Raw genomic sequence first — 22804 nt, forward strand, 5'->3', positions numbered from 1 at the left:
AGCCCCGTCGTCCTCGGACGGCGGGGTTTCTTTTACAGGTACTCGCGTTCGAATTCGAAGTCGAAACTGTCGCGCCGTTGTGTCCGGATCGTCCGGGGAATTTCCAGATCTGTGGTGGCTCCGGCTGTTTCGAGCATTAGCTTGCGTTCCAGGGCGGCCAGCCCGGGGGCGGTGAGATCGCGGGGCGCCCCGACGAGGCTCAGCGCGATTTCATAGGTGCGCCGGCTGCCCGGATCGACATCGGGATGATCTACCCGCCATTGCGATTCGAGGACGATATGCGCCGCGTCCTCCGGATCGACGGGGAGGGTGAATCTCCACGCGAACACTTCGCGATCTTGCAGGTGGTCGTCGACGACCTCGCGGACCGTCTCGACCACATGGTCGAGAGTTTCCGGTGTCACATAAACATGGAGCGAAACATCCGAAATGCGTTTCGGCATGTCGATTCCTGTCGTGTCCGAACCAGCTACGGCGGAAATGTGTCCGCCGGGAGTGTAGTACCGCTTTGGTACGAATCACAGAGGCGACGGCGATTTGCCCGGCGCGTCCGGTGTTTCGCATCCGGTGTCACCGGATGCGCTGTGCCGCCAGGAAGCTCGCGAGCGGGGGCGGACCGGCCTCGGGGCCTACCACCAGGCCGGGCTCGTCCTGGGCGGGGCGGCTCTGTTCCTGCGGCGCGAGCGCGACCAGCAGGGGCACAAGCGCTTCGGCGATGCGGTCGCCCACTTCGCAATACGCGGATTCGGATAACCCGACCGGGTCGGCGATGTTCTCCCGCCCGACCAGCGACAGATCATTGCGCGCCACGTGCAATTCCGCGATGGTGTGCGCCCCGGTGACTTTCGCGATCCGATGCGCCTCCAGCAGCGTGAAAGTCCGGGCCCCCACCCCGAATCCCATATCCGCGATCTGATCCCGGATCTGCTCGGTCATCGTCAGCACCAGATCGGCCCGATCGATCATTTCCGGTTTCAGTTTGCGCGCCCGAAACCCCTCCGGATCCGCCCCCAGCCCCGTAATAGTCTGCGCAGCAAGCGGTTCCACCGGAAACCCGACCAACGCCCGGGTCCCGGCGCTTTCCGCGGTAAGCCCCGCCAGCCCATATTCGACCGCCACGGACCGCGTCAGCCGCTCGGCAATCACCGACCGACAGACATTGCCGTTACAGACGAACAGGACGTGCATGCGCTCACGCTAAATCGCCCGCCCGAGTTCCAAAACCACTCCGGCCACGAATCACACCCGCGCAGAAACATATTCATCTGGGCTTAGCGCGTCGTACACCGACCGCACCGGCGGGCGCGGTCGGAGGGCGATTGTCAGTGACTCGGCAGGACCTCGGCGAGGAAGGCCGCGGTGTCGGGACGCGACTGGGGCAGCAGCGTGAAGTGGGTGGCCGAGGGGTAGAGGCGCAGGCGGCTGTCGACGTTGTTCTGCTGGAGTTGCTGCTGGAGCAGCAGCGTGGTGGGCAGCGGCTGCACGGTGTCGGCTGCGCCCTGCAGAAGTAGCAGGGGCTGGTGGTAGCCGGTGGTGGGGGCGGCCATGTAGTCGCGCAGGGCGGCAGACAGGGCCGGATCGGCGAGCGGTTTCGCGAACAACTGTCCGAAGGGCTTGCCCTTGACCGCTGCTGTCGCGGCGTCCAGGCAGCCTTCGCCGGCTTGTGCGAGGGCGAGCACCTGCCGGCCGCGGTCGCTCAGATGATCGAGCGCCGCGAGCTCCGGGCGGGCGTGTTGCAGGCCGGCCAGAATCATCAGGACCCGGACCTGCAGGCCATCGGGGAACGGCACGGCCAGGTCCGGTCCGGAGAGCGCGGTGATCAGGTCTTCGTAGTTGCTGGTCGCGCCGAAGGCGGCGGTGCCGCGCAGGTCGAGCTCCGGGGCGTAGGCGGCGGACAGATGGGCCGCGTACAGCGCCGCGTGGCCGCCGATGGAATGTCCGGCCAGCGCATAGGAGTCAGACAGTTCGGCGTCGAGGCGGTGGCCGGCGCGGACGATGTCGAGCATCGCGTGTCCTTCGGCCCGCCCGGCCAGGTATTCGTAGACGCCCGGTGCGCCGAGCCCGATGTAGTCCGTGGCCGTCACGGCGTAACCCTGGGCCAGATAGTCCGACATTTGCGGTGTTTCGTCGTGGGAATCCGCGTGTCCGCCCATGAGATTGGGTGCGCATCCCTGCGACATGCCGCTGGTGCCGTGGCCCCAGGACACCACTCGCCAGCCGCCCGGCGGGGGAGTGCCGGCGGGCAGGTAGACCGTGCCGCCGCTGACCTGCGGCTCACCGTTCTGTCCGGTGGTCCGGTAGACGATCCGAAAACCTTTGGCGGCCGCCGGGATCAGCTCGGCCGTATCCAGCGACCGGGTCGACACCAGGGTCCCCGGCGCTGTCGCCGGCTCTGCCGCGGCCACTCCGGCGGCCAGGACCGAACACGTGGCGATCAGCGGCGCCACGACCGTGCGCCGCAGGGAGAACTTGGCCTGCTGGGTTGTCGTATTCCGCATGGAACACCTCTCGTGTAGGGGTTGAAATGAACTGCTGTGTCCGGTGAATCAGCGACCGGCCGCGTAGCCCTGCATGCCGCGAGGATTGGCGGCCGCCGACAGCACGCCTGTCTCGGGGTCGCGGGCGACGGCACACAGGCGCCCTTCCGACCAGGCGTCGGTGACCGTGATCCGATGGCCGCGCCGCCGCAGTTCTGTCAAGACTTCGTCGCCGATGCGGGATTCCATGGTCACCGCGCCCGGATTCATCGCACGGGGGTAAAAGGAGCCGGGGAAGCTGTCCTGATGCCAGTTCGGTGCGTCGATCGCCGCTTGCAGATCCCACTGGCCGCCGACCCTTCCGCCGCCGAGGACGAGTTCCAGGAAGAAATGCAGGCTCCACTGGTCCTGCTGGTCGCCGCCGGGCGTGCCGAACGCCAGCACGGGCTCGCCGTCCCGCAGCGCCATCGAGGGACTGAGCGTGGTCCGGGGGCGGCGGCCCGGTGCCAGCGAGTTCGGTAGACCCGGTTCGAGCCAGGCCATCTGCAACCGGGTACCCAGCGGGAATCCCAATTCCGGCACGACCGGATTGGATTGCAGCCAGCCTCCGCTGGGCGTGGCGGCGATCATGTTGCCCCAGCGGTCCACGACGTCGAGATGGCAGGTGTCGCCGCGGGTGACGCCCGTCGCGGCCACCGTCGGCTCGCCGATGCCCAGCGAAACCTGTTCCGGTGCAACCGAAGCGGCATGGCTGCTCAGTTCCGGTGCGCGGCCACCCGGTCTGCCCGGTCGCAGCCGCAAAGACGCCTCCGGACCGATCAGGGCACGGCGCGCCGTGTTGTAGGACGGCGACAGCAACTCCGCCAACGGTATCGCCGCGCCGTCGCCGTACCAGGCCTCGCGGTCCGCCATCGCGAGCTTCGAGCCTTCGATCAGCGTGTGGTAGTAGTCGGCCGTGCCGTGGTCGAGGTGTTCGGGGAGCAGCGCGAGCTGTTGCAGGAACACCGGACCTTGGCTCCACAGCCCGGGCTTCGCGATCGTCCAGCCGTTCCAGGTGTAGGTGGCCGGATTCTCGTATGTCGCGGTGTAATTCGCGAGGTCGTCTCCGGTCATGGTGCCGGCGTGGCGCGTTCCCGAGCTGTCCATCGTGGGCCGCTCCGACGCGGCGCAGAGCGCTTCGGCGATGAATCCCTCACGCCAGGCGCGGCGCGCGCTCTCGATCTGCGCCGCGCGGTCGGCGCTCGCGGCCTCGGCGTCGGAGATCAGTCGCTGCCAGGTCCGTGCCAGAGCCGGATTCTTCAGCAATTGTCCTGGCGCGGGCGGCTTTCCGCCGGGCAGGTACAGCGCGGCCGAGGTGGTCCACTCGGTTTCGAAGAGGCGCCGCATCCAGGACACGGTGCTGGAGACGTCCTCGAGAACCGGGTGCCCGTGCTCGGCGTACCAGATCGCGGCGGCCAGCACCTCCGACAGCGGCTTGGTGCCGTGGTCGCGCAGCAGCAGCATCCAGGCGTCGAAGGCGCCCGGGACCGCGGCGGCCAACGGCCCGGTGCCGGGTACCAAATCCAATCCCAAGTCGGTGTAGTGCGCGATCGTCGCGCCCGCCGGCGCGGGGCCTTGCCCGCACAGCACCCGGGGTGTCCGCCCGGCGGAAGCGAGAATTATCGGTACCTCCCCGGCCGGTCCGTTCAGATGCGGCTCGACCACATGCAGGGTGAAGGCCGCCGAGACCGCGGCATCGAAAGCGTTGCCGCCGTTCTCCAGCACCGCCATGGCCGCCGCCGAGGCGAGCCAATGCGTAGACGAGACCATGCCGAACGTGCCCTGCAGGGTCGGCCGTGTGGTGAAGTTGCCCATTGTCGATCCTTCAGCGGAGGGTGAGAATTTCGCGGGCGGCGCGGTGCCCGGATTCGATTGCGCCATCGATGTATCCGGCCCAGCGGGTCGCGGTTTCGGTACCGGCCCAGTGCAGCGGGCCGGTCGGGCGACGCAGCTCCGGACCGAAGCGGGTCAGCGTCGAGGGGGTCGCGAAGGCGCCGTAGCAGCCGCGGCTGAAAGGTTCGCTGGCCCAGTCCTGTTCGAAGTAGTGGACGGGGTTGCGCGCCTTGGGGCCGAAATACGCCGCGAGATCGTCGAGTACGGCATCGCGTCGCGCTTTCGGCGACAGTCGCGCGGCGGTCTGCGCGTGGGTGGCTTCGAGGAATCCGACCAGGACGCCCGGGCCCGCGCCGGGCGGACCGGCGTCGAAGACGGTGCCGAGCGCGCGCCGGTCGCTGTTGGCCTGCCCGGACAAACCCTGTGCGCGCCAGAACGATTCGTCGTAGACCGCGTTGACCTTGATGGTCCAGCCCATCGGCAGCCGTTGCAGCAGCTGCGCGCGTTCGGCGGGCAGGTCCGGGGTGAACCGGATCCGGTGGGCCAGCGGCGGCGGGACCGCGACGACGGCGTGCCGGGCCCGCCACTGCCGTCGCCCGGCTCGTACCCGGACCTTGTTGTCACGCCAGTCGATTTCGGTCACCGGGGCGCGCAGGATGACGCGCTCGCCCAGCTCCTCGGCCATGGTGATCGACAGTCGCTGCGTGCCGCCCACGACCCGATCCTGTTGTGCGCCACCGGTCGTGTTGATCAGCGAGTCCAGGCCGCCACCGGAATGAATGTAGAACTGCGCCCACAGCGCCGACATGTCCTCCGGTTCGGCACACCACACCGCCTGGGTGACCAGCCGGAAGAACGCGCGCCCGGTCGGTGTGCGTAAGTGCTTGCGCAACCATGTTTCGAAGGTCTGGCTGTCGAGGTCCCGCGCGTGCGGGGCCGTCCACGGAGCATGCAGCGGAATTCGCCGAGCGGACCTATCGAGCATCAGCTGCGCCACACCGATGTCCGCTAGTGCGAGCGGACCCAGCGGCGGTATTCGGCCCTGATAGCGACGCACCCGACCGCCGAAGTCGCTGATGTTCGCGCCCTCATCGTGCGTCGGGAACGTGGTGAACCCGAGTTCGCGCACCAATCCCAGTACCCGATCCTGCCCCGGGCCGACCCACATACCGCCCGCTTCGACATACGAATCACTGTCCGGCACTTCGACATTGAGGGTGCGCCCGCCGACCCGGTCCCGGGCCTCCAGCACCACCACCTCGCGCCCGGCCGCCGTGAGGGCGCGGGCCGCCGTCAGTCCGGCCGCTCCGGCTCCCACCACGATCACGTCAACGAGTTCCGACATCCGCATACACCTAACATCTCAGATACACGATGTATGTGAATGTAGTCTTGTCGCTGTGACTGTCAAGGGACGACGAGCGGAATACGCCGAAGCCACCCGGACCGCCCTGCTGGAGGCGGGCCGCAAGCTGTTCATCGAACGGCGCTACGGGGACTTGTCCGCCGACGAGATCGCGCGCGCCGCCCGCCTCACCCGCGGCGCCGTGTACCACCACTTCACCGGCGGAAAACCCGGATTGTTCGAGGCCGTCTTCGAACAGGTCGAGCAGGAACTGACCGACCGGCTGACCGCCGCACTCGGCGCCCCAGGTGACCCTTGGGACACCGCGGTCCGCGCCTTGAACGTCTTCCTCGACGAATGCACCGACGTCGCCTACCAGCGCATCGTCCTCCAGGAAGGCCCCGCCGCCCTGGGCTGGGACCGCTGGCGCGAACTCGACGAACAACACATGGTCGGCCTCATCCGCGACCTGGTCGCGCAACTGATTCGCGCCGAGGTCTTCCGCCCCCGCTCACCCGACCTCACCGCCCGCGCCATCTACGGCCTGCTCACCGAACTCGCCTGGACCCTCGCCGACACCACCGACGATCAGGTCCGCCACGAAGCCGGCCAGATCGCCCTCGACATGATCAGCTCTCTACGCCGCCACCCCGAATAGCGTTTGAGCCCAAAAGTTTCTACCGGGTGAAGCGGGCGATGTCTTCGGCCACGCGCCGGGGTGCTTCGAAGGGAACGAGTGACCGAGGGCGGGGTAGATCCGCAGTTCCGAACCGGGGATGTAGCGATGCAGAACGGCGGAGTTGGCGGCGGGTTCTTGCTCGTCGTTCTCGGCGCCCAGGATCAGGGTGGGCAGCCGCAGAGCCGGCAGGCTGCTGACGACATTGGCCGACGGGTTGACCAGCCAGTCGGTCAACGCGGCGCGCTGCCGGTTGAGTCCGGTCAGGTCGACGCCGATCCGGTTGGGGCGCAGCGCTGTTCGTTGCCGCCATGCGGCCAGCGCGTCGGGGTGGCCGCTGAAATACAGCGGAATGACCCGCTCCGCGGGCGCTGTCGGGTCGAACGCCGGCGCGCCGCGAACCAGTGCGGGCAGATCCGGCAGCACCTGCTGTGTTCCACCAGGACCGGTGCCCATCAGGATCAGCGCGCCGACGTCGCCAGGATGGTCCACCGCCAAACGTTGCGCGACAAAGCCTCCGAGCGAGTAGCCCACGACGGTAGGCCGGTCCAGTTGGAGAGCCTGGATGAGACCGGCAGCTTGATCCGCCAACTGCTGAACGGTCAACAGCGCGGATGCGCTGGCCGCGGTCCGCGCCGCGCCGTCGGAATCGAACATGACGACACGATTGGTCGCGGCCAACCGGTCGAGCAGCGCCGGATCCCACAACGCGCTCGTGGTGGTGCACTCGATTCAACTTGACCGCTCGGGCGCGAACCCCATCGCGTCGGGCGGATCTGTTGTCGTGCACCGAAAATGGACAATCGACGACGAAGCGCTCACGCCGGTCTCCTTCCGTTACCGAGTCCCCTCCACCCCGTAGCAGCAGCCCTGGTGGTCTGCAGTGGAGCTCCGCGACGTTGAGACGGTTTTGGAAAACGCCCGCATGGGGCAGCAAGCGGGGCGCGTGCTGGTGCGTAACACTGATAGGGCGCCGGACGATTCGCAAAAGGGGGAGTTAATCCGACTTCGAGAGGGGTGTTACAAGTAATGGCCAGTCATCCAGCGAATGACGTCGATGCACAGGGCTGGATGCCCATATTTGACGACGTCGATCGAAATAACGCAGCTCCGGCCGGGCACGGAGAATCTACTTTTACGTTCCTCAACCGCATCCCCGGTGAATACTGGGAGCAGGTACGCCTGCTTTTGCAGGCTTGGGCAAGCCGGATCGACCACCCGGGTGAATACGAATCAATTCGGAGCAGATTTCGTAAGGCGGACAACTACGTTTTTAACAGTACGTTCTTGGAGCTATACCTCCATGAATGTTTGCTTAGAGCGGGATATGCTGTCACAATCCACCCCGACGTCCCTGGCACCTCGCGTCATCCCGATTTCTACGCCGAGCGTGATGGCGAGGGGTTCTACCTTGAAGCAATCTCGCCGGCAGCTAGCGATGAAGTCAAAGGTCGGGCTGCACGAACGGCACAGTTGTATGACTCGGTGAACTCGATAAGAAGTAACAACTTCCATCTCTGGGTTACTGAATTGACAACCGGAGCTAGATCTGTGCGTGTGAGACAGTTGCGAAATATGCTTGAAGTCTGGCTGGATTCACTCGACCCCGATGACTTCACCGAGGTTTCGCAGTGGCCTGTGAAAGATTGGCAGTGCGACGACTGGCATGCATCCTTCAAAGCAATGCCGAAAGCTACCCATCACCGAACGGCCCATGTGGAGGCTATCGGAGTTTACCCCGCGACAGTCCAGCGTGTCGACGATGCACCGACAATCCTCGGCGCTTTGTCGAAAAAGCATAAAAGATATGGCGACTTAGCGAAACCGTATATTGTCGCTATTGGAACGTACATACTCGGAACGGACCGATTTGATGAAAGTAATGCCCTTTACGGCAACTTGGAGTACGAGCTCATGTTCGCGCCTGATGGCGAACTGGCGCGAGTGCAGCCGGTCCGCGACAGAAATGGCTTTTTCGGCATACCGGATTCCTGGAAAAACTGTCACGTCTCTGCGGTGCTGTTGGCAAACCAGTTGATGCCATATCATTTCCATAAGTCCTCGGTTGCCACGCTCGAGTTATGGAGACACCCCGGAGCGCATTATCAGCTCGCTCACGAGTTGGGTATGCCATGGGCTGAGATCACTTTCAATAATGGATTGGGCGTCAAGCCTAGTCCAATCGACCCACTAGAATTCTTTGGCCTTCCTAGCGATTGGCTTGCCGGCAATCCATGGGCCTAGCAGTAGCTCTCGATGCCTGCGGCGAGCTCACTTTCACCGTAGGAGGAGAATGTCGGTTCGGGTCGTCTAAACCATTCCGGGGTCGGCTCGCCTTGTACGCAAAGCTTTCCCAATCTCGCCGGCCGCGCGTTTCATCTGGACTATCGGATAACAGGACCGTCGCTCGCGTCAGTGAATACCAACGCTGGGCTCGCGCCGAGGCTGCAGGCGAACAATCGCTCCCCAACTTCAGCAAGCACCCCGAATCTAGCTCCTGTGACCGGACCTAGATCGAGCCCGTAACCGTTTCCAGCAATGGCGAACCCGAGGGATTCGTAGAACGGTTCGAGGCGGCGGTCGGCGGAAAAGGATCCATAGACCAACTGCACCCCTCCGGCTTTCATGATCTCGAGGGCGTGCCGGACCGGCCGCCCTCCGCCGCCCGCTCCGCGGTGCTCCCGATCGATGGCAACGATCTCAAGCTTCATTAGGCGCACCAGCGTTGCCTCTTGTACTTCGGAGCCGAACGGTGCTACACCATCGACGTATCCACGTTGCGGTCTCGCCACCAGGCCACCGATGACTTGCCCTTCGACGTCGGCGCTGAGTACGACACTTCGCGCATAAATTGCCCTCGCGACGCCGTGCCTTCGCATGGTCCTCGTCAATTGGATCCTGAATTCTGGTCGCACTGCGATGCCAAGCTGATTCTTTCGCTGTGCTCGCGATAGTGACGGACCGTTGCCGCCGACGATGCTGTCCCCGACCCCCGCGAGTTCCACCCACCGGCTGTAGTGCTGTTCGATCTCTGCCGCCGAAGCGTGCTTGATCCTGATGTCGTGTTCCGGCTGAATCCCCATGTGCTGCATTGTGATCCATGGCACTGGCATCGCGACGATAACCACAAATATGGGGGCCGGGACTGCCGGCGGAGGTGTGTCTGCCCCAAGCGATCCATTGGGGTTCTGCAGGGGGTTGTGCGCCCCCGTTGCCCGACTCCATCAGCGGCTTAGTTCGTGTTGCCCTCCCCGTACAGGGTCGCGTCTCGCCCGCAGCTGCGGGTTTGGTTGTCCGAAAGTAAGGGCGAGAGCAATTTCGGGGCTTGCGGCCGCGGTAATGCCATGAGACAGAGCGTAGACACCGTCTGTACCCACTGCGATCACAGTGACCAGTGTCGACGTTGCAACAAGGCCGACTCTGGTGGCCAAATGTTCGACGAGAGTATCTGGCCGCCGGTGCGGGGTTTGGAAACGTGCGTACTTATTTCGCCCTCTCATCTGGTGTTTTCGCGGTGCTGTCTGCTTGCCTGCCGCACGGACACCTAGAGGGAGTTCCGCTGGGTGTTCGATCAGGCGACGAAGATATGGGTTTGGAAGGTGTTGTGCCACATAGTCTTCGGCACACCGCCGCATCGCTGGCGATCAGCGCTGGGGCGAACATCGAGGTGGTGCAGAAGATGCTGGGCCACAAGACGGCGACGCTGACCCTGGATCTCTACGGGCATCTATTCCCGGACGATCTCGACACCGTGGCCGACGGGATGGATGCCGGAGCGAAAGCTGCTGCGGACCAATTGCGGACTGCATGAGGGGGAAAGATCGGTGGCGGCTCCCAAAAAGGGGCCGCCACCTCGGTGCCGATGGTGGGACTCGAACCCACACATCCTTTCGGATAACGGTTTTTGAGACCGTCGCGTCTGCCAGTTCCGCCACATCGGCTAGCACCGGGAGAGAACTATAGCCCGTCGGTGGCGCAAACCGCGAACCGGTTGCGACTTGTGTCACCGCCACCCGGTTTGCGCAGGGTATATACGGTCTGAGCGCGGGTGAACGGTACTCTTTACATCACTCGACGCCCGCGGCGGGCGGGCGGAGGCTTGGGTAGATCGGTCTCGGCTGCCGTGCGGTGCGTTGGGACAGGCATCGGAACCAGAGGGGTCTACCTATGAGTGAAACAGCAGGGGGCGCCGGCTCGAAGCGCGACGCCGGGGCGAAGCGAGTCGTCGTTGCTGAGGATGAGGCGCTCATTCGGATGGATCTGGTGGAGATGCTGACCGAAGAGGGCTACCTGGTCGTCGGTGAGGCCGGCGACGGTCAGCAGGCGGTGGATCTGGCCGTGGAGCATCGCCCGGATCTGGTCATCATGGATGTGAAGATGCCGCGCCGCGACGGTATCGACGCCGCTGCGGAGATCGCCTCCAGACGTGTTGCGCCCGTGGTCATCCTGACCGCGTTCAGTCAGCGCGATTTAGTGGAGCGGGCCCGCGACGCCGGCGCCATGGCCTATTTGGTGAAGCCGTTCACCAAGTCGGACCTGGTGCCCGCCATCGAGCTGGCCGCCAGCCGCTTCCACGAGATCACCGCGCTGGAGAGCGAAGTCGCCAATCTGTCCGACCGGCTGGAGACGCGCAAGCTGGTCGAGCGCGCCAAGGGTGTGCTCATGCAGACCCATGGTCTCTCGGAACCGCAGGCTTTCAAGTGGATTCAGCGCACCGCGATGGATCGCCGCACTACGATGAAAGCGGTAGCCGAGGTAGTGCTGGAGAACTTGACACCGAAGTGACCAAAGACGGTCGTTTGCCAGCCCTCGGTCGCTGGGGGCTGGAAAATTTGCTCAGACTTCACGCGATCTTCAGAAAACCTTCGAAATAACCGCACTCGCATCATCCGAATGTGATGCGGATCTAACGTACCGGCGCTATGTTCTGGACGGGCCAACGTAGTAGGTCCACCCTGATGAGGGTTCAGCAGGACGTAGAGGTGAGACGTGCTTAGTTCGACATGGCGCAGTCGTTCCACGCGAGGCGCATTGGTTATCAGCGCTGCCGCCGCGCTGGTGCTGTCCGGATGCAGTGACAAGTCGACCGATGATGGGAAGGCCACCGGGACCGAGGGGAACGGTGGCGCTCTGACCATCACCCCGGTCGCGCAGGTCGACACCGACGGCAAGGAAGTGCCGGCCGCCACGACGGCCAAGGCCGCCGATCCGGCCGGTGACGGCAAGGCCACCTGCCCGGCGGGCACGGCCATCGCTTTCGCCGGACCGCGAACCGGTCCGAACGCGCAGCTCGGACTCAATATCGAGTACGGCATCAAGGTCTCGCTCAAGGCGCACAACGACGCGAACCCGGGATGCAAGATCGAGCTCAAGACCTTCGACACCGAGGGTGATCCGCAGAAGGCCACCTCGGTGATTCCGCAGATCATCAACGATCAGTCGATTGTCGGCCTGGTCGGCCCGACCTTCTCCGGCGAGACCCGGGCGACCGGCAAGATCATCAGCGACGCCGGCCTGGCCGCGCTGACCGCCTCGGCCACCAACGCCGGTCTCACCAAGAACGGCTGGACCCACTTCTTCCGCGGCCTGGCCAACGACGACGTACAGGGCCCGTCCGTCGGCAAGTACCTGGTCAACACCGCCAAGTACAAGAAGGTCTGCGTCGTCGAGGACAACAGCGACTACGGCACCGGCCTGGCCAAGAGCATCAAGGAAGGCCTCGGTGCCGCCGCGGACCCGAGCTGCGCCGCCGCCATCAAGGCCGGTGACAAGGACTTCTCGGCCACCGTCACCAAGATCAAGGGCGCGAACCCGGACGCGATCTTCTTCGCCGGCTACTACGCCGAGGGTGCGCCGTTCGCGGCCCAGCTGAAGTCCGGTGGCGTGAAGGCCACCTTCGTCGGCCCGGACGGTGTCAACGATCCGCAGTTCATCCGGCAGGCCGGTAGCGCGGCCAAGGGCGCCACGCTGACCTGCCCGTGCGGTCCGGCTCCGGAGAAGTTCACCAAGGACTACCAGGCGATCAACAACGAAGCGCCCGGTGTGTACTCGGTCGAGGGCTACGACCTGTCGACGATCCTGTTCAAGGGCATCGACTCGGGCAAGCAGACCCGGGCGGACCTGCTCGCGTTCGTGAAGTCCTACAGCGGTGACGGGCTGGCCCGTAACTACAAGTGGAGCCCGGACGGCGAGCTGGAAAAAGCGCTCATCTGGATTTACACGGTCAAGTAGTCGGGTAGCCCGCGGGCACGACAACGCAGCACGCATGGGGTTCGTGCGAATCCCATGCGTGCTGCTTTCGTGACCCGGGGCGATTGGATGAGGGCGAAATACGCATGACAACAACCGCATTGGCCGACGGAGTACAACTCCTCGGCGGATCGATCGACTTCAACTACAACGGAGTGATCGATAATTTCTGGCAACTGACCGTTGACGGAGTGACCTACGGCGCCATATACGCCCTGGTCGCCGTGGGCTATACCTTGGTCTACGGCGTGCTGCGGCTCATCAATTTCGCGCACTCGGAAATCTTCATGCTCGGCTTGTTCGGGCAGCTGATCGGCCTGCTGATCTTCGGCTTCTCCCCGGCGCCGGACGCGTATTCCCAGGGCGCCGCCCTGACGGTCGTGTTCCTGGTGGGGGCGGGCCTGATCGGCGCGCTCATCTCCGGCGGCGCCGCAGTCGGTTTGGAACGTATCGCCTACCGCCCGCTGCGCCGGCGCGGTGCGAAACCGCTGAGCTTTCTGATCACCGCCATCGGCATGTCGTTCGTGCTGCAGGAATTCGTGCACTACATCCTGCCGAAGTTGAAGTTGCCGGAGCAGGTGGGCCCGATCGGCGGCACCACGCTGGGCGGCACCAATGCGCAGCAGGGTGTGCAGATGGTCGAGCAGACCGATCTGTTCGGCTTCGGTGGCGCCTCCATCACGAACATCATGATCATCATCGTGGCCGCGGCGGTAGTCCTCGCGATCGGCACCGAATACCTGATCAACAGAACGAAATTCGGCCGCGGCATCCGCGCCGTGGCACAGGACCCGGACACCGCCACGCTGATGGGCGTGTCCCGCGAGCGGGTCATCATGCTGACCTTCCTCATCGGCGGCATCCTCGCCGGTGCGGCGGCTTTGCTCTACACGATCAAGATCCCGAACGGGATCATCTATTCCGGTGGATTCATCCTCGGCATCAAGGCGTTCAGCGCGGCGGTGCTGGGCGGTATCGGCAACCTGCGCGGCGCGCTGCTCGGTGGCCTGATCCTCGGTGTGGTGGAGCAGTACGGCCAGTTGTTCTTCGGCACCCAGTGGCGTGACGTGGTCGCGTTCGTGGTGCTGGTGTTGGTGCTGATGATCCGGCCTACCGGCATCCTCGGCGAGAGTCTCGGAAGGGCACGGGCATGACGGAGCTGACCAAAGCCGCGGGCCCCGATTCGCCTGTGACGCATGACCGGCGAGGCATCGGCGACGGGCTGCGCTCCTGGTGGGACGGCCTCAGCCGCCCGGGCCAGTGGGGTGTCGGTGTCCCGTTCATCGTCCTGCTGGCGCTGCTGCCGCTGTTCCCGCCACCGCTGCTGGACACCCCGTCCTACAACTTCGGGTTGGTGATGGCCAAGGTCGCGATGTTCTGCCTGATCGCGATCGGCCTGAATGTCGTTGTCGGCCAAGCGGGTTTGCTCGACCTCGGTTACGTCGGCTTCTACGCGGTCGGCGCCTACACCGTAGCCTTGCTCACGAGTAAGAACAGTCCGTGGAATCAGACCGATGGTGGCTGGCTCAACCCGAGTTGGGCCTGGTTGGCGTGTCTGCCGCTGGCGGTCTTGGTGACTGCGATCTCCGGCCTGATACTCGGGTCACCGACACTGCGGCTGCGCGGCGACTACCTGGCCATCGTGACGCTGGGCTTCGGTGAGATCGTCCGCCTGCTCGCCGACAACCTCGGTGAGATCACCAACGGCAGTCTCGGCCTGTCCGAGGTCGCCTACCCGCGGATCGGTGAATCCGAGGCCAAGCCTGACGGCGTGTTCTCCGCCGGCAACGTCGGCGACGCGGACTCGGCGAACCTGCTCGACCGCGCCAGCTACGGAACCTACTGGTACTGGCTGGGTATGGGGCTGATCATCCTCATGCTGCTGATCGTCGGCAATCTGGAACGCAGCCGAGTCGGCCGCTCCTGGGTGGCGATCCGCGAGGACGAGGACGTCGCCGAGATCATGGGCGTGCAGACCTTCAAGTACAAACTGTGGGCTTTCATGATCGGCGCCGCGGTCGGCGGTATGTCGGGCGCGATCTACGCCGGGCAGGTGCAGTTCGTGAACCCGACCCGGTTCGACATCGTCAACTCGATGCTGTTCCTCTGCGCGGTCGTCATCGGCGGCCAGGGCAACAAGCTCGGCGTGCTCGCGGGTGCGTTCATCATCGCCTACCTGCCCGACCGGCTCGCCTCGGTGCGGATGGTGAACGACGAGGCCACCGGTTACACGCTGCTGATCCTCGACGTGGCGGTGTTCATCGCGCTGGCGGTGTACTGGAAGTGGGCCCAGCGGAATCTGGACCTCGGCGGCTGGCGAAAACGCTTGGTGATCAGCGGCATGGTGTTCACCGGCGTGATGGGTGCGCTGCTGGTGGGAAGTGTGCTGTTGTTCCGGCCGGGTGGCGCGCAGTCGCTCGGTGACCTCAAATATCTGTACTTCGGTATCGCGTTGGTGGTGATGATGATTCTGCGTCCGCAGGGTCTGTTCCCGGTGCGGCAGAAACTGCTCACCTACGGCAGGCAGGTCTACCAGGCGGTGCGCCGCCCGGCCCAGCCCGACACGGATGGAGCGGGACGATGACCGGCCCGGGCGCGGGTGACGCGCTGTTCGACAACGAGGACATGGCCGCGGGTCATGTGGCGCCGCCGGAGCCGGAGGAGAGCGCCGGTGAGGTCGACGTCACCGCGGTGATCCCGGAACTCGGCGATGCCGAGACGGTCGCCGAAGTGGTTGCGCCACACCGGGAAATCGAGACCGCGGTCGGTGCGCCACTGCTGCGCACCGAGGGTCTCACGGTGAAGTTCGGTGGTCTCACCGCGCTGGACTCGCTGGATTTCGAGATCCGCCGCGGCGAGATTCTCGGTCTCATCGGGCCCAACGGCGCGGGCAAGACGACCTGCTTCAACGCCATCACCGGTGTCTACAAACCGTCTTCGGGTCTGGTGTACTTCGACGGCAAGCCGCTGACGAAGTCCAAGCGCAACGAGATCACCCGGCTGGGCATCGCGCGTACGTTCCAGAACGTGCGGTTGTTCAACGAGATGACCGCGCTGGAGAACGTGGTGGTCGGCACCGACGCCCGGCACAAGACCTCGGTGCCGGGTGCGATCATCCGCACGCCGCGGCATCGGCGCGAGGAGCGCGACGCCATCGAGCGGGGCATGGCGCTGCTCGAATTCGTCGGTATCGCACCGCGTGCGGTGGAGAAGGCGCGCAATCTCTCCTATGGCGATCAGCGCCGCCTGGAGATCGCGCGCGCGTTGGCCACCGAGCCGAAGCTGCTGTGCCTGGACGAGCCGGCCGCCGGGTTCAACCCGGCCGAGAAGGCCGCGCTGATGGATCTGATCCGTAAGATCCGCGACGACGGGTTCACCGTGCTGCTCATCGAGCACGACATGCGCCTGGTCATGGGTGTGACGGACCGGATCGTGGTGCTGGAGTTCGGGCGCAAGATCGCCGACGGGCTGCCCGCGGAGGTGCGCGAGAACCCGGACGTGATCGCGGCGTACCTGGGTGTGCCCGACGACGAGGCCCGAGCGGCGGAAGCCGAGCCGGACTCCGAAGTCGAATCCGAGGTTGCCGCAACGGATATGGCCGATCCGCCGACTCAGGTGCTGCCGATTCCCGAGCCGGGCCGCGGGCCCGACAAGGTGTCGTTCACCAAGGATCGGGCGGCCGAGCCGGACCGCGATTTCAGCGACGCCCCGGTGCTGCTGGAAGTCCAGGACATGGTCGTCAACTACGGCAGAATCCAGGCGCTGCACGGGATTTCGCTGAAGGTGGCCGAAGGCGAGCTGGTCACCCTGCTCGGCGCCAACGGTGCCGGCAAGACGACCACCATGCGGGCGCTGTCGGGTCTGCTGCCGCTGACCCGCGGCAAGATCCTGTTCGAGGGCCGCGACATCACCGGCGTGAAAGCGCACGAGCGGGTGACCGACGGGCTCATCCAGGCGCCGGAGGGCCGCGGTGTGTTCCCCGGCATGACGGTGCAGGAAAACCTCGACATGGGTTGCTACGGCAGGCCTTTCAAGGTGAAGGCGGAGTACGAACAGACACTGGACTGGGTGTTCGAACTCTTCCCGCGCCTGTCCGAACGCCGTAAGCAGGTCGGCGGCACGCTCTCCGGTGGTGAGCAGCAGATGCTGGCCATAGGCCGGTCCCTGATGGCGCGGCCGCGGCTGCTGCTGCTCGACGAGCCGTCGATGGGGCTGGCGCCCATGGTGATCCAGCAGATCTTCAAGATCATCAGCGAGATCAACCGGCAGGGCACCACCGTGCTGATGGTGGAGCAGAACGCGCAGCAGGCGCTGGTGCGCAGCGACCGCGCCTACATCCTGGAGACCGGTGAGGTCACCAAGTCGGGCACCGGCGGGGATCTGCTCGTCGACTCGGCGGTGAAGTCGGCCTACCTGGGTGTTGGTTAAGCTCAGCCAAAGCAACGGCGGCACATCGGGTTTCCGGTGTGCCGCCGCTGCTGTCTTGGCATGATGGGCCCATGAACTCCCACGAAGAGTTGATCAACCTGGCCGATCAGTATTGGGACAGCAAGCTCGAAGCGTCGCCCACCGCCGCGACGCTGCTGGGCGACCACCGCTTCGACGACCGAATCGAAGACCTGTCCGCCGAAGCCGAAGCACGGCTGCTCGGGACCTGCCGCGAACTACTGGAGCAGGTCGACGCCCTGGACCCGGGCGGGCTGAGCGCACAGGACCGCACCACCCGCAGCCTGCTGCACGCCGAGCTCACCGGCGCGATCGACCATTTGTCCTGGCGGCCATTGGAAATGGCCTCCGATCAGATGATGGGCGTGCACGCGGAGCTGCTGACCATGGCCCCGCAGATCAGCGCGCCGAAACCCGAGCACGCCACGGCGCTGGTGCAGCGGCACCGCCAGATCGGCACCCTGCTGGAACAGGCGGTCGAACGCTTCCGCGCCGGCTTGGCCGCGGGGCGCGCACCGGCGAAGATCACCATCGAGCGGTCGCTGAATCAGCTCGACGGCTACCTGGACTCCGATCTCACCGGCGACGCGTTCGTCACCCTCGACGGCCCGCCGGACTGGGACGGCGAGGAAGCCTGGCGCGCCGAATTGGCGCAGGTGGCAGCCGAAGTCATCCGCCCGGCCTTCCGTCGCTACCGCGCGGCGCTCGCCGAGGAACTGCTGCCGGTGGCGCGGCCGGACGAGCGGGCCGGACTCTGCTGGCTCGGCGACGATGGCGCCGACATCTACACCCGGTTGCTGCGCGAGCACACCACGCTGCCCGATCTGGGAGCCGAAGAGATCCACCGCACCGGGCTGGCCGAATTGGAGTCGCTGCGTGCGGAATACGCGGAGCTCGGGGCGCGCCAGTTCGGCACCTCCGACCTCGCGGAGATCTTCCACCGGCTGCGCGAGGACCGGGAACTGCGCTACCGCGACGGCGACGAAATCATGACCGACGCACGCAGCGCGCTGACCGTGGCCACCGCGGAGATGAAGAACTGGTTCGGGCGGCTGCCCCAGGCCTCCTGCGACATCGTGCCGGTACCGGAATTCCTGGAGGCGGATTCCGCCACCGCCTATTACTTTCCGCCGCCGGCCGACAACTCCCGCCCCGGCACCTACTTCGTCAACCGGCACCAGCCGACCGAGCAGCTGCGCTACGAAACCGCCTCGGTGGCCTATCACGAGGCCATTCCGGGGCATCACCTGCAGCTGGCCATCGCCAACGAACTCGACCATCTGCCGCGCTTCCAGCGCCAGTCCTTCGCCAACACCGCGTTCGTAGAAGGCTGGGCGCTGTACGCCGAACGGCTGGCCGACGAAATGGGTTTGTACGCCGACGATCTGGGCCGACTCGGCATGCTGGCCGGGGATTCGTGGCGTTCCTGCCGGTTGGTCGTCGACACCGGTATCCATGCCATGGGCTGGACCCGGCAGCAGGCCGTCGACTTCATGATCGCCAATGCGCCGGTGGGCGAGAACCACATTCGCATGGAGGTCGATCGCTATATCGCGATGCCCGGTCAAGCCGTCGCGTACAAGACGGGGCAGATCGAAATTCGCTCCCGGCGTGCGGAAGTCGAACGGAAACTCGGAAACGCGTTCGATATCAAAGCTTTCCACGACGTCGTGCTCGGCTCCGGTTCGGTCAGTCTGCCGGTGCTACGGGAACTCGTTGCCACACTGTGACCCGCGGAGGGCCTGCCCGAGTTGCAGGCCCCCGCGCCGTCGGCTTCCATAGAAGGGCGTCGACGGACCTTGGTCAGGGGGAAACATGAACCAGCCGTTGACATCTCGCCAGCCGCCCCGAAACAGTGGGCGCGGGCTCCCGGTCACCGCGATTTGCGGCGCGATCGCCATCATCGCCATGGTCGGTTTCGTCGTGGCCGCGGGATGGCCCGCGGGCGCACCCCGTCCGGCCGACCGGGCCGGTGCGATCGCGATGGGCGCCGGGCTCGCTTTCGGTCCCGGATTCACCGGCGCCCCTTCGGATCCCGCGAAACCGGCCGGCTACTCCGCCGCGCCGGTGGATCCGGTGCGACTATCGGGCGCGGCGCAATTCCCCTCCAGCCGGCAGGTGTACGCGCTGGCCGATCACCCGTTGTTCGCCCAGCATGTCGGGTTGACGAAGGTCGACTGCACGCTGCCGGGGTGGGGCGCGGACGCCGAGTCGGCCCGCGCGTTCTACGTTGCCGCCATCGACTGCCTGGACGCCGCGTGGGAGCCGACGCTGCGCGGTGCGGGGCTGCCGTTCCGCTCGCCGCGGGTGGCCGTGCCCGCGCAGGCCGGGACCCGCAGCAGCCCGTGCGGCCAGGAGGAGGGTGACACCGCCGAATCCTTCTACTGCACCCTCGACGAGACGATCATCCTGCCCTTCGACGGCTTGCGCTCGGTGACCACCGGATCCCGGCGCGGCGCCCAGCTGGCCGCGCTGGCCCACGAATACGGGCACCACATCCAATCGCTGATCGGCGTCATGCGCGCCTATCTGGACAAACGCACCGGCCTCGGCTGGGACTCCGGCCCGGGCCAGGAGCAGAGCCGCCGGCTGGACCTGCAGGCCGCGTGCTTCGCCGGGATGTTCCTCGGCAGAAACTACGGCCGCGCTGATCTGGATCAGCAGACCTGGGACGAGGCGGTGCGGGTCACCCGGGTCGCCGGTGATCGTCCGGGGTACGCGCGGCTGCACGGCACCGACTTCAACGTGTGGGGCTGGTGGAAATGGGGCGCCGATCTGGGCGATACGGCCGAGTGCAACACCTGGTATTCGGCCGCGCCCTATGTGGCGTGAGCAGTGATTCCCGCCCTGCCGTGGACTTGTCGGTGGGTCTCAATAGACTCTGACACGTGACTCCAGCGACCACCGATCAGCGTCCGAGTTCAGGCTCCAGTACCTCCGTCGAAGCGCCGGGGGAGCGGCCGACGCTGCTGTTGCTGGATGGCCATTCCGTGGCCTATCGCGCGTTCTTCGCGCTGCCCGCGGAGAACTTCAAAACCGTCACCGGGCAGACCACCAACGCGGTGTACGGCTTCACCGCGATGCTGATCAACCTGTTGCGCGACGAGAAGCCCAGCCATGTGGCGGCGGCGTTCGACGTGTCCCGCAAGACCTTCCGCTCCGAGGCGTATCCGGAGTACAAGGCCAACCGCAGCCAGACGCCGGACGAGTTCCGCGGGCAGGTCGAGCTCACCAAAGACGTGCTGGGCGCGATGGGCATTCCGGTGATGGCGATCGATGGTTTCGAAGCCGACGATTTGATCGCCACGCTCACCACCCAGGCCACCGCGCAGGGTTTCCGCGTGCTCATCGTCTCCGGCGACCGCGACGCCATCCAATTGGTCAATGACGATGTCACCGTGCTGTACCCGCGCAAGGGCGTCTCGGATCTCACCCGCTTCACCCCCGACGAGGTGATGACGAAGTACGGCCTCACCCCGGCCCAGTACCCGGATTACGCGGCGCTGCGCGGCGACCCGAGCGACAACCTGCCCGGCATCCCCGGGGTGGGGGAGAAGACCGCCGCCAAGTGGATCCGCGAGTACGGGGATCTGAACACCTTGGTGGAGAAGGTCGACGAGGTGAAGGGCAAGGTCGGTGACGCCTTGCGCGCCAACCTGTCCAGCGTGGTGCTCAACCGCCAGCTCACCGAGATGGTCCGCGACGTCCCGCTGCCCTACACCCCCGATCAGCTGGCCCAGCAGCCGTGGGACCGCAACAAGATCCACCAGCTCTTCGACGACCTGGAATTCCGGGTGCTGCGCGACCGGCTGTTCGAGACGCTCGCGCCCAAGGAGCCGGAAGCCGAGTCGGGCTTCGAGATCAGTGGTGGCGCCCTGGAAATCGGCGGCGTCGCGTCCTGGCTCGCCGAGCACGCCGGAGCCGGTGTGCGCCACGGTGTTTCCATTGTCGGCAGCGGCATCCCCGGCAACGGTGATGTGAAGGCCCTTGCCATCGCGGCCGCCGACGACGAGAGCGGCTACATCGACGTCACCGTGCTCACCCCGGAAGACGAAGCGGCCCTGGGCGCCTGGCTCGCCGACCCGGCGGTGCCCAAGGCGCTGCACGAGGCCAAATCCGCCATGCACATGCTGCGCGGGCGCGGCTGGACCCTCGGCGGGCTCACCAGCGACACCGCCCTGGCCGCCTACCTGGTCCGCCCCGGCCAGCGCAGCTTCAACCTCGACGACCTCTCGCTGCGTTACCTGCGCCGCGAGTTGCGCGCCGAAACCGATGACACGCAACAGCTCTCGCTGCTCGACGACGCCGACACCGTCGACGCCGAGACCGCGCAGACCGAAATGCTGCGGGCCCGCGCGGTGCTCGATCTCGCCGCGGCGCTCGATATCGAACTCCAGCAGATCGAATCCGTAGCGCTGCTCGACGATATGGAGCTGCCGCTGCTGGGTGTGCTGGGCCGCCTGGAGGATGCGGGTATCGCCGTCGACGTCGACCAGCTGGAGACGCTGCAGCGCCAGTTCGCCGACAAGGTCAGCGAGGCAGCCAACGCCGCCTACGAGGTGATCGGCAAGCAGATCAACCTGGGCTCGCCGAAGCAGCTGCAGGTGGTGCTGTTCGACGAGCTCGACATGCCGAAGACCAAGCGCACCAAGACCGGCTACACCACCGACGCCGACGCGCTGGAATCGCTGTTCGAGAAGACCGAGCACCCGTTCCTGCAGCACCTGCTCGAGCATCGCGACGCGACGCGGCTGAAGGTCACCGTCGACGGCCTGCTCAAGTCGGTCGCCGAGGACGGGCGCATCCACACCACGTTCAACCAGACCATCGCCGCCACCGGCCGGCTGTCCTCCACCGAGCCGAACCTGCAGAACATCCCCATCCGCACCGACACCGGCCGCCAGATCCGCGACACCTTCGTCGTCGGCCCCGGTTACACGGAGCTGATGACCGCCGACTACAGCCAGATCGAAATGCGCATCATGGCGCATCTTTCCGGTGACGAGGGCCTGATCGAGGCCTTCAACTCCGGCGAGGATCTGCACACCTTCGTCGCCTCGAAGGCCTTCGACATCCCGCTCTCGGAAGTGCATCCGGAGATGCGCCGCCGCATCAAGGCAATGTCCTACGGTCTCGCCTACGGCCTGAGCGCTTTCGGCCTGTCCGCGCAGCTGAAGATCAGCACGCAGGAGGCCAAGGAGCAGATGGACGTCTACTTCGAGCGCTTCGGCGGCATCCGCGACTACCTGCAGGACGTCGTCGACCAGGCCCGCAAGGTCGGCTACACCGAGACCCTCTTCGGCCGCCGCCGCTACCTGCCCGACCTGGATTCCAGCAACCGCCAACGCCGCGAAGCCGCCGAACGCATGGCCCTCAACGCCCCCATCCAGGGCACCGCCGCCGACATCATCAAGGTGGCGATGATCAACGTGAACAAGGCGATCCAGGCCGCGGGCCTCCAGTCCCGCATGCTCCTGCAAATCCACGACGAACTCGTCTTCGAGGTCGCCGACGGCGAGCGGGAAGCCCTGGAATCCCTCGCCCGCGAACACATGGCCTCGGCCATCAACCTGTCTGTGCCACTGGACGTCTCGGTCGGCACCGGCCGCAGCTGGGATTCCGCGGCACACTGACGCGCGAGACCCGTTCGGAAACGGCGGCCGCCACGCCAGGTGGTGCCGCCATTCGGCGGGTTCCCTTGCGGTCGCGTCGGTTTCGGTGATCGACGGGAGTGATATC

General features: G+C 65.8%; 19 protein-coding genes, 1 tRNA gene and 1 pseudogene. 13 read left to right on the top strand and 8 right to left on the bottom strand.

The genetic code is table 11. From position 1 onward, the window contains the following. Nucleotides 1-32: 32 nt before the first annotated feature. The 5 genes from IBX22_RS35830 to IBX22_RS35850 all read right to left on the bottom strand — a co-directional run bounded on the left by IBX22_RS35830 (nucleotide 33) and on the right by IBX22_RS35850 (nucleotide 5694). Nucleotides 33-443 (bottom strand): hypothetical protein, encoded by a 411-nt coding sequence (locus tag IBX22_RS35830; protein ID WP_194820281.1) that lies wholly within the window; start codon nucleotides 441-443, stop codon nucleotides 33-35. A gap of 127 nt (nucleotides 444-570) precedes the next feature. Continuing rightward, on the bottom strand, nucleotides 571-1188 hold the full coding sequence (locus IBX22_RS35835; RefSeq protein WP_194820282.1) for a low molecular weight phosphatase family protein: 618 nt from the start codon (nucleotides 1186-1188) through the stop codon (nucleotides 571-573). A gap of 134 nt (nucleotides 1189-1322) precedes the next feature. Beyond that, nucleotides 1323-2498 (bottom strand): lipase family protein, encoded by a 1176-nt coding sequence (locus IBX22_RS35840; RefSeq protein ID WP_194820283.1) that lies wholly within the window; start codon nucleotides 2496-2498, stop codon nucleotides 1323-1325. A gap of 48 nt (nucleotides 2499-2546) precedes the next feature. Further along, nucleotides 2547-4331: a gamma-glutamyltransferase family protein gene (locus IBX22_RS35845; protein WP_194820284.1), complete on the bottom strand. Its 1785-nt coding sequence runs from the start codon at nucleotides 4329-4331 to the stop codon at nucleotides 2547-2549. Between the two features lie 10 nt (nucleotides 4332-4341). Then, a complete protein-coding gene (locus tag IBX22_RS35850) occupies nucleotides 4342-5694 on the bottom strand; it encodes an FAD-dependent oxidoreductase (RefSeq protein WP_194820285.1) in 1353 nt (450 codons plus the stop codon). Nucleotides 5695-5749: 55 nt separating this feature from the next. On the opposite strand from IBX22_RS35850, the gene IBX22_RS35855 reads away from it, so the two are divergent. After that, nucleotides 5750-6352, top strand: a complete 603-nt coding sequence (locus IBX22_RS35855; RefSeq protein ID WP_194820286.1) for a TetR/AcrR family transcriptional regulator — start codon at nucleotides 5750-5752, stop codon at nucleotides 6350-6352. On the opposite strand, the gene IBX22_RS35860 is transcribed toward IBX22_RS35855, so the two are convergent. Beyond that, on the bottom strand, nucleotides 6332-7027 hold the full coding sequence (locus IBX22_RS35860) for an alpha/beta fold hydrolase (protein ID WP_255526601.1): 696 nt from the start codon (nucleotides 7025-7027) through the stop codon (nucleotides 6332-6334). The genes IBX22_RS35855 and IBX22_RS35860 overlap by 21 nt on opposite strands. On the opposite strand from IBX22_RS35860, the gene IBX22_RS35865 reads away from it, so the two are divergent. Continuing rightward, on the top strand, nucleotides 7026-7232 hold the full coding sequence (locus tag IBX22_RS35865; RefSeq protein WP_194820434.1) for a hypothetical protein: 207 nt from the start codon (nucleotides 7026-7028) through the stop codon (nucleotides 7230-7232). The two genes, IBX22_RS35860 and IBX22_RS35865, sit on opposite strands and share 2 nt — an antisense overlap. Before the next feature lie 167 nt (nucleotides 7233-7399). Next, the gene (locus IBX22_RS35870) at nucleotides 7400-8614 is read left to right on the top strand and encodes a hypothetical protein (protein ID WP_194820288.1); all 1215 of its coding nucleotides are present in this window, start codon (nucleotides 7400-7402) and stop codon (nucleotides 8612-8614) included. Between the two features lie 140 nt (nucleotides 8615-8754). Here IBX22_RS35870 and IBX22_RS35875 read toward each other — a convergent pair whose 3' ends face one another. Beyond that, nucleotides 8755-9453 carry a GNAT family N-acetyltransferase gene (locus IBX22_RS35875; RefSeq protein ID WP_194820289.1) on the bottom strand — a complete coding sequence of 233 codons (699 nt, stop codon included), beginning with the start codon at nucleotides 9451-9453 and terminating at the stop codon, nucleotides 8755-8757. Nucleotides 9454-9845: 392 nt separating this feature from the next. On the opposite strand from IBX22_RS35875, the gene IBX22_RS35880 reads away from it, so the two are divergent. Further along, on the top strand, nucleotides 9846-10181 hold the full coding sequence (locus IBX22_RS35880) for a tyrosine-type recombinase/integrase (RefSeq protein WP_309234935.1): 336 nt from the start codon (nucleotides 9846-9848) through the stop codon (nucleotides 10179-10181). Between the two features lie 46 nt (nucleotides 10182-10227). On the opposite strand, the gene IBX22_RS35885 is transcribed toward IBX22_RS35880, so the two are convergent. Beyond that, nucleotides 10228-10311: transfer RNA gene (locus IBX22_RS35885), tRNA-Leu, on the bottom strand. 226 nt (nucleotides 10312-10537) lie between these two features. On the opposite strand from IBX22_RS35885, the gene IBX22_RS35890 reads away from it, so the two are divergent. The 9 genes and pseudogenes from IBX22_RS35890 (at nucleotide 10538) to polA (ending at nucleotide 22698) form a co-directional block, all read left to right on the top strand. Next, nucleotides 10538-11155 carry an ANTAR domain-containing response regulator gene (locus IBX22_RS35890; protein WP_194820290.1) on the top strand — a complete coding sequence of 206 codons (618 nt, stop codon included), beginning with the start codon at nucleotides 10538-10540 and terminating at the stop codon, nucleotides 11153-11155. 246 nt (nucleotides 11156-11401) lie between these two features. Further along, nucleotides 11402-12601, top strand: a complete 1200-nt coding sequence (locus tag IBX22_RS35895) for a branched-chain amino acid ABC transporter substrate-binding protein (protein WP_194820291.1) — start codon at nucleotides 11402-11404, stop codon at nucleotides 12599-12601. A gap of 104 nt (nucleotides 12602-12705) precedes the next feature. Then, nucleotides 12706-13773, top strand: a complete 1068-nt coding sequence (locus IBX22_RS35900) for a branched-chain amino acid ABC transporter permease (protein WP_194820292.1) — start codon at nucleotides 12706-12708, stop codon at nucleotides 13771-13773. Next, complete coding sequence (locus IBX22_RS35905; RefSeq protein ID WP_194820293.1) at nucleotides 13770-15203, top strand: branched-chain amino acid ABC transporter permease; 1434 nt, start codon at nucleotides 13770-13772, stop codon at nucleotides 15201-15203. Before IBX22_RS35900 ends, IBX22_RS35905 begins: the two co-directional genes overlap by 4 nt. Continuing rightward, nucleotides 15200-16153 (top strand): annotated as a pseudogene (locus IBX22_RS37820) (ABC transporter ATP-binding protein); the annotation flags it as partial. The gene IBX22_RS35905 and the pseudogene IBX22_RS37820, both read left to right, overlap by 4 nt. A 198-nt stretch (nucleotides 16154-16351) precedes the next feature. Then, a complete protein-coding gene (locus IBX22_RS37825) occupies nucleotides 16352-17047 on the top strand; it encodes an ABC transporter ATP-binding protein (protein ID WP_228540177.1) in 696 nt (231 codons plus the stop codon). 71 nt (nucleotides 17048-17118) lie between these two features. Next, nucleotides 17119-18795: a DUF885 family protein gene (locus IBX22_RS35915; RefSeq protein WP_194820295.1), complete on the top strand. Its 1677-nt coding sequence runs from the start codon at nucleotides 17119-17121 to the stop codon at nucleotides 18793-18795. Nucleotides 18796-18880: 85 nt separating this feature from the next. Then, nucleotides 18881-19897, top strand: coding sequence for a neutral zinc metallopeptidase (locus IBX22_RS35920; RefSeq protein ID WP_194820296.1), 1017 nt, complete (start codon nucleotides 18881-18883; stop codon nucleotides 19895-19897). A 56-nt stretch (nucleotides 19898-19953) separates the two neighbouring features. After that, entirely contained in the window at nucleotides 19954-22698 is a 2745-nt protein-coding gene (polA, locus tag IBX22_RS35925) for a DNA polymerase I (protein ID WP_194820297.1), read from the top strand. The last annotated feature ends 106 nt before the right edge of the window (nucleotides 22699-22804 follow it).

It is taken from the genome of Nocardia sp. XZ_19_385 (assembly GCF_015355755.1).
In the GTDB taxonomy this organism is placed as follows: Bacteria; Actinomycetota; Actinomycetes; order Mycobacteriales; family Mycobacteriaceae; genus Nocardia.

What these genes read in the sequence shown, in the direction of transcription:
- IBX22_RS35850 (WP_194820285.1), bottom strand. Translation starts at nt 5,694, where the DNA reads ATGTCGGAACTCGTTGACGTGATCGTGGTGGGAGCCGGAGCGGCCGGA.
- IBX22_RS35900 (WP_194820292.1), top strand. Translation starts at nt 12,706, where the DNA reads ATGACAACAACCGCATTGGCCGACGGAGTACAACTCCTCGGCGGATCG.
- IBX22_RS35875 (WP_194820289.1), bottom strand. Translation starts at nt 9,453, where the DNA reads ATGGGGATTCAGCCGGAACACGACATCAGGATCAAGCACGCTTCGGCG.
- IBX22_RS35890 (WP_194820290.1), top strand. Translation starts at nt 10,538, where the DNA reads ATGAGTGAAACAGCAGGGGGCGCCGGCTCGAAGCGCGACGCCGGGGCG.
- IBX22_RS35840 (WP_194820283.1), bottom strand. Translation starts at nt 2,498, where the DNA reads ATGCGGAATACGACAACCCAGCAGGCCAAGTTCTCCCTGCGGCGCACG.
- IBX22_RS35920 (WP_194820296.1), top strand. Translation starts at nt 18,881, where the DNA reads ATGAACCAGCCGTTGACATCTCGCCAGCCGCCCCGAAACAGTGGGCGC.
- IBX22_RS35865 (WP_194820434.1), top strand. Translation starts at nt 7,026, where the DNA reads ATGACGACACGATTGGTCGCGGCCAACCGGTCGAGCAGCGCCGGATCC.
- IBX22_RS35835 (WP_194820282.1), bottom strand. Translation starts at nt 1,188, where the DNA reads ATGCACGTCCTGTTCGTCTGTAACGGCAATGTCTGTCGGTCGGTGATT.
- IBX22_RS35860 (WP_255526601.1), bottom strand. Translation starts at nt 7,027, where the DNA reads ATGTTCGATTCCGACGGCGCGGCGCGGACCGCGGCCAGCGCATCCGCG.
- IBX22_RS35905 (WP_194820293.1), top strand. Translation starts at nt 13,770, where the DNA reads ATGACGGAGCTGACCAAAGCCGCGGGCCCCGATTCGCCTGTGACGCAT.
- IBX22_RS37825 (WP_228540177.1), top strand. Translation starts at nt 16,352, where the DNA reads ATGGTCGTCAACTACGGCAGAATCCAGGCGCTGCACGGGATTTCGCTG.
- IBX22_RS35870 (WP_194820288.1), top strand. Translation starts at nt 7,400, where the DNA reads ATGGCCAGTCATCCAGCGAATGACGTCGATGCACAGGGCTGGATGCCC.
- IBX22_RS35915 (WP_194820295.1), top strand. Translation starts at nt 17,119, where the DNA reads ATGAACTCCCACGAAGAGTTGATCAACCTGGCCGATCAGTATTGGGAC.
- IBX22_RS35830 (WP_194820281.1), bottom strand. Translation starts at nt 443, where the DNA reads ATGCCGAAACGCATTTCGGATGTTTCGCTCCATGTTTATGTGACACCG.
- IBX22_RS35845 (WP_194820284.1), bottom strand. Translation starts at nt 4,331, where the DNA reads ATGGGCAACTTCACCACACGGCCGACCCTGCAGGGCACGTTCGGCATG.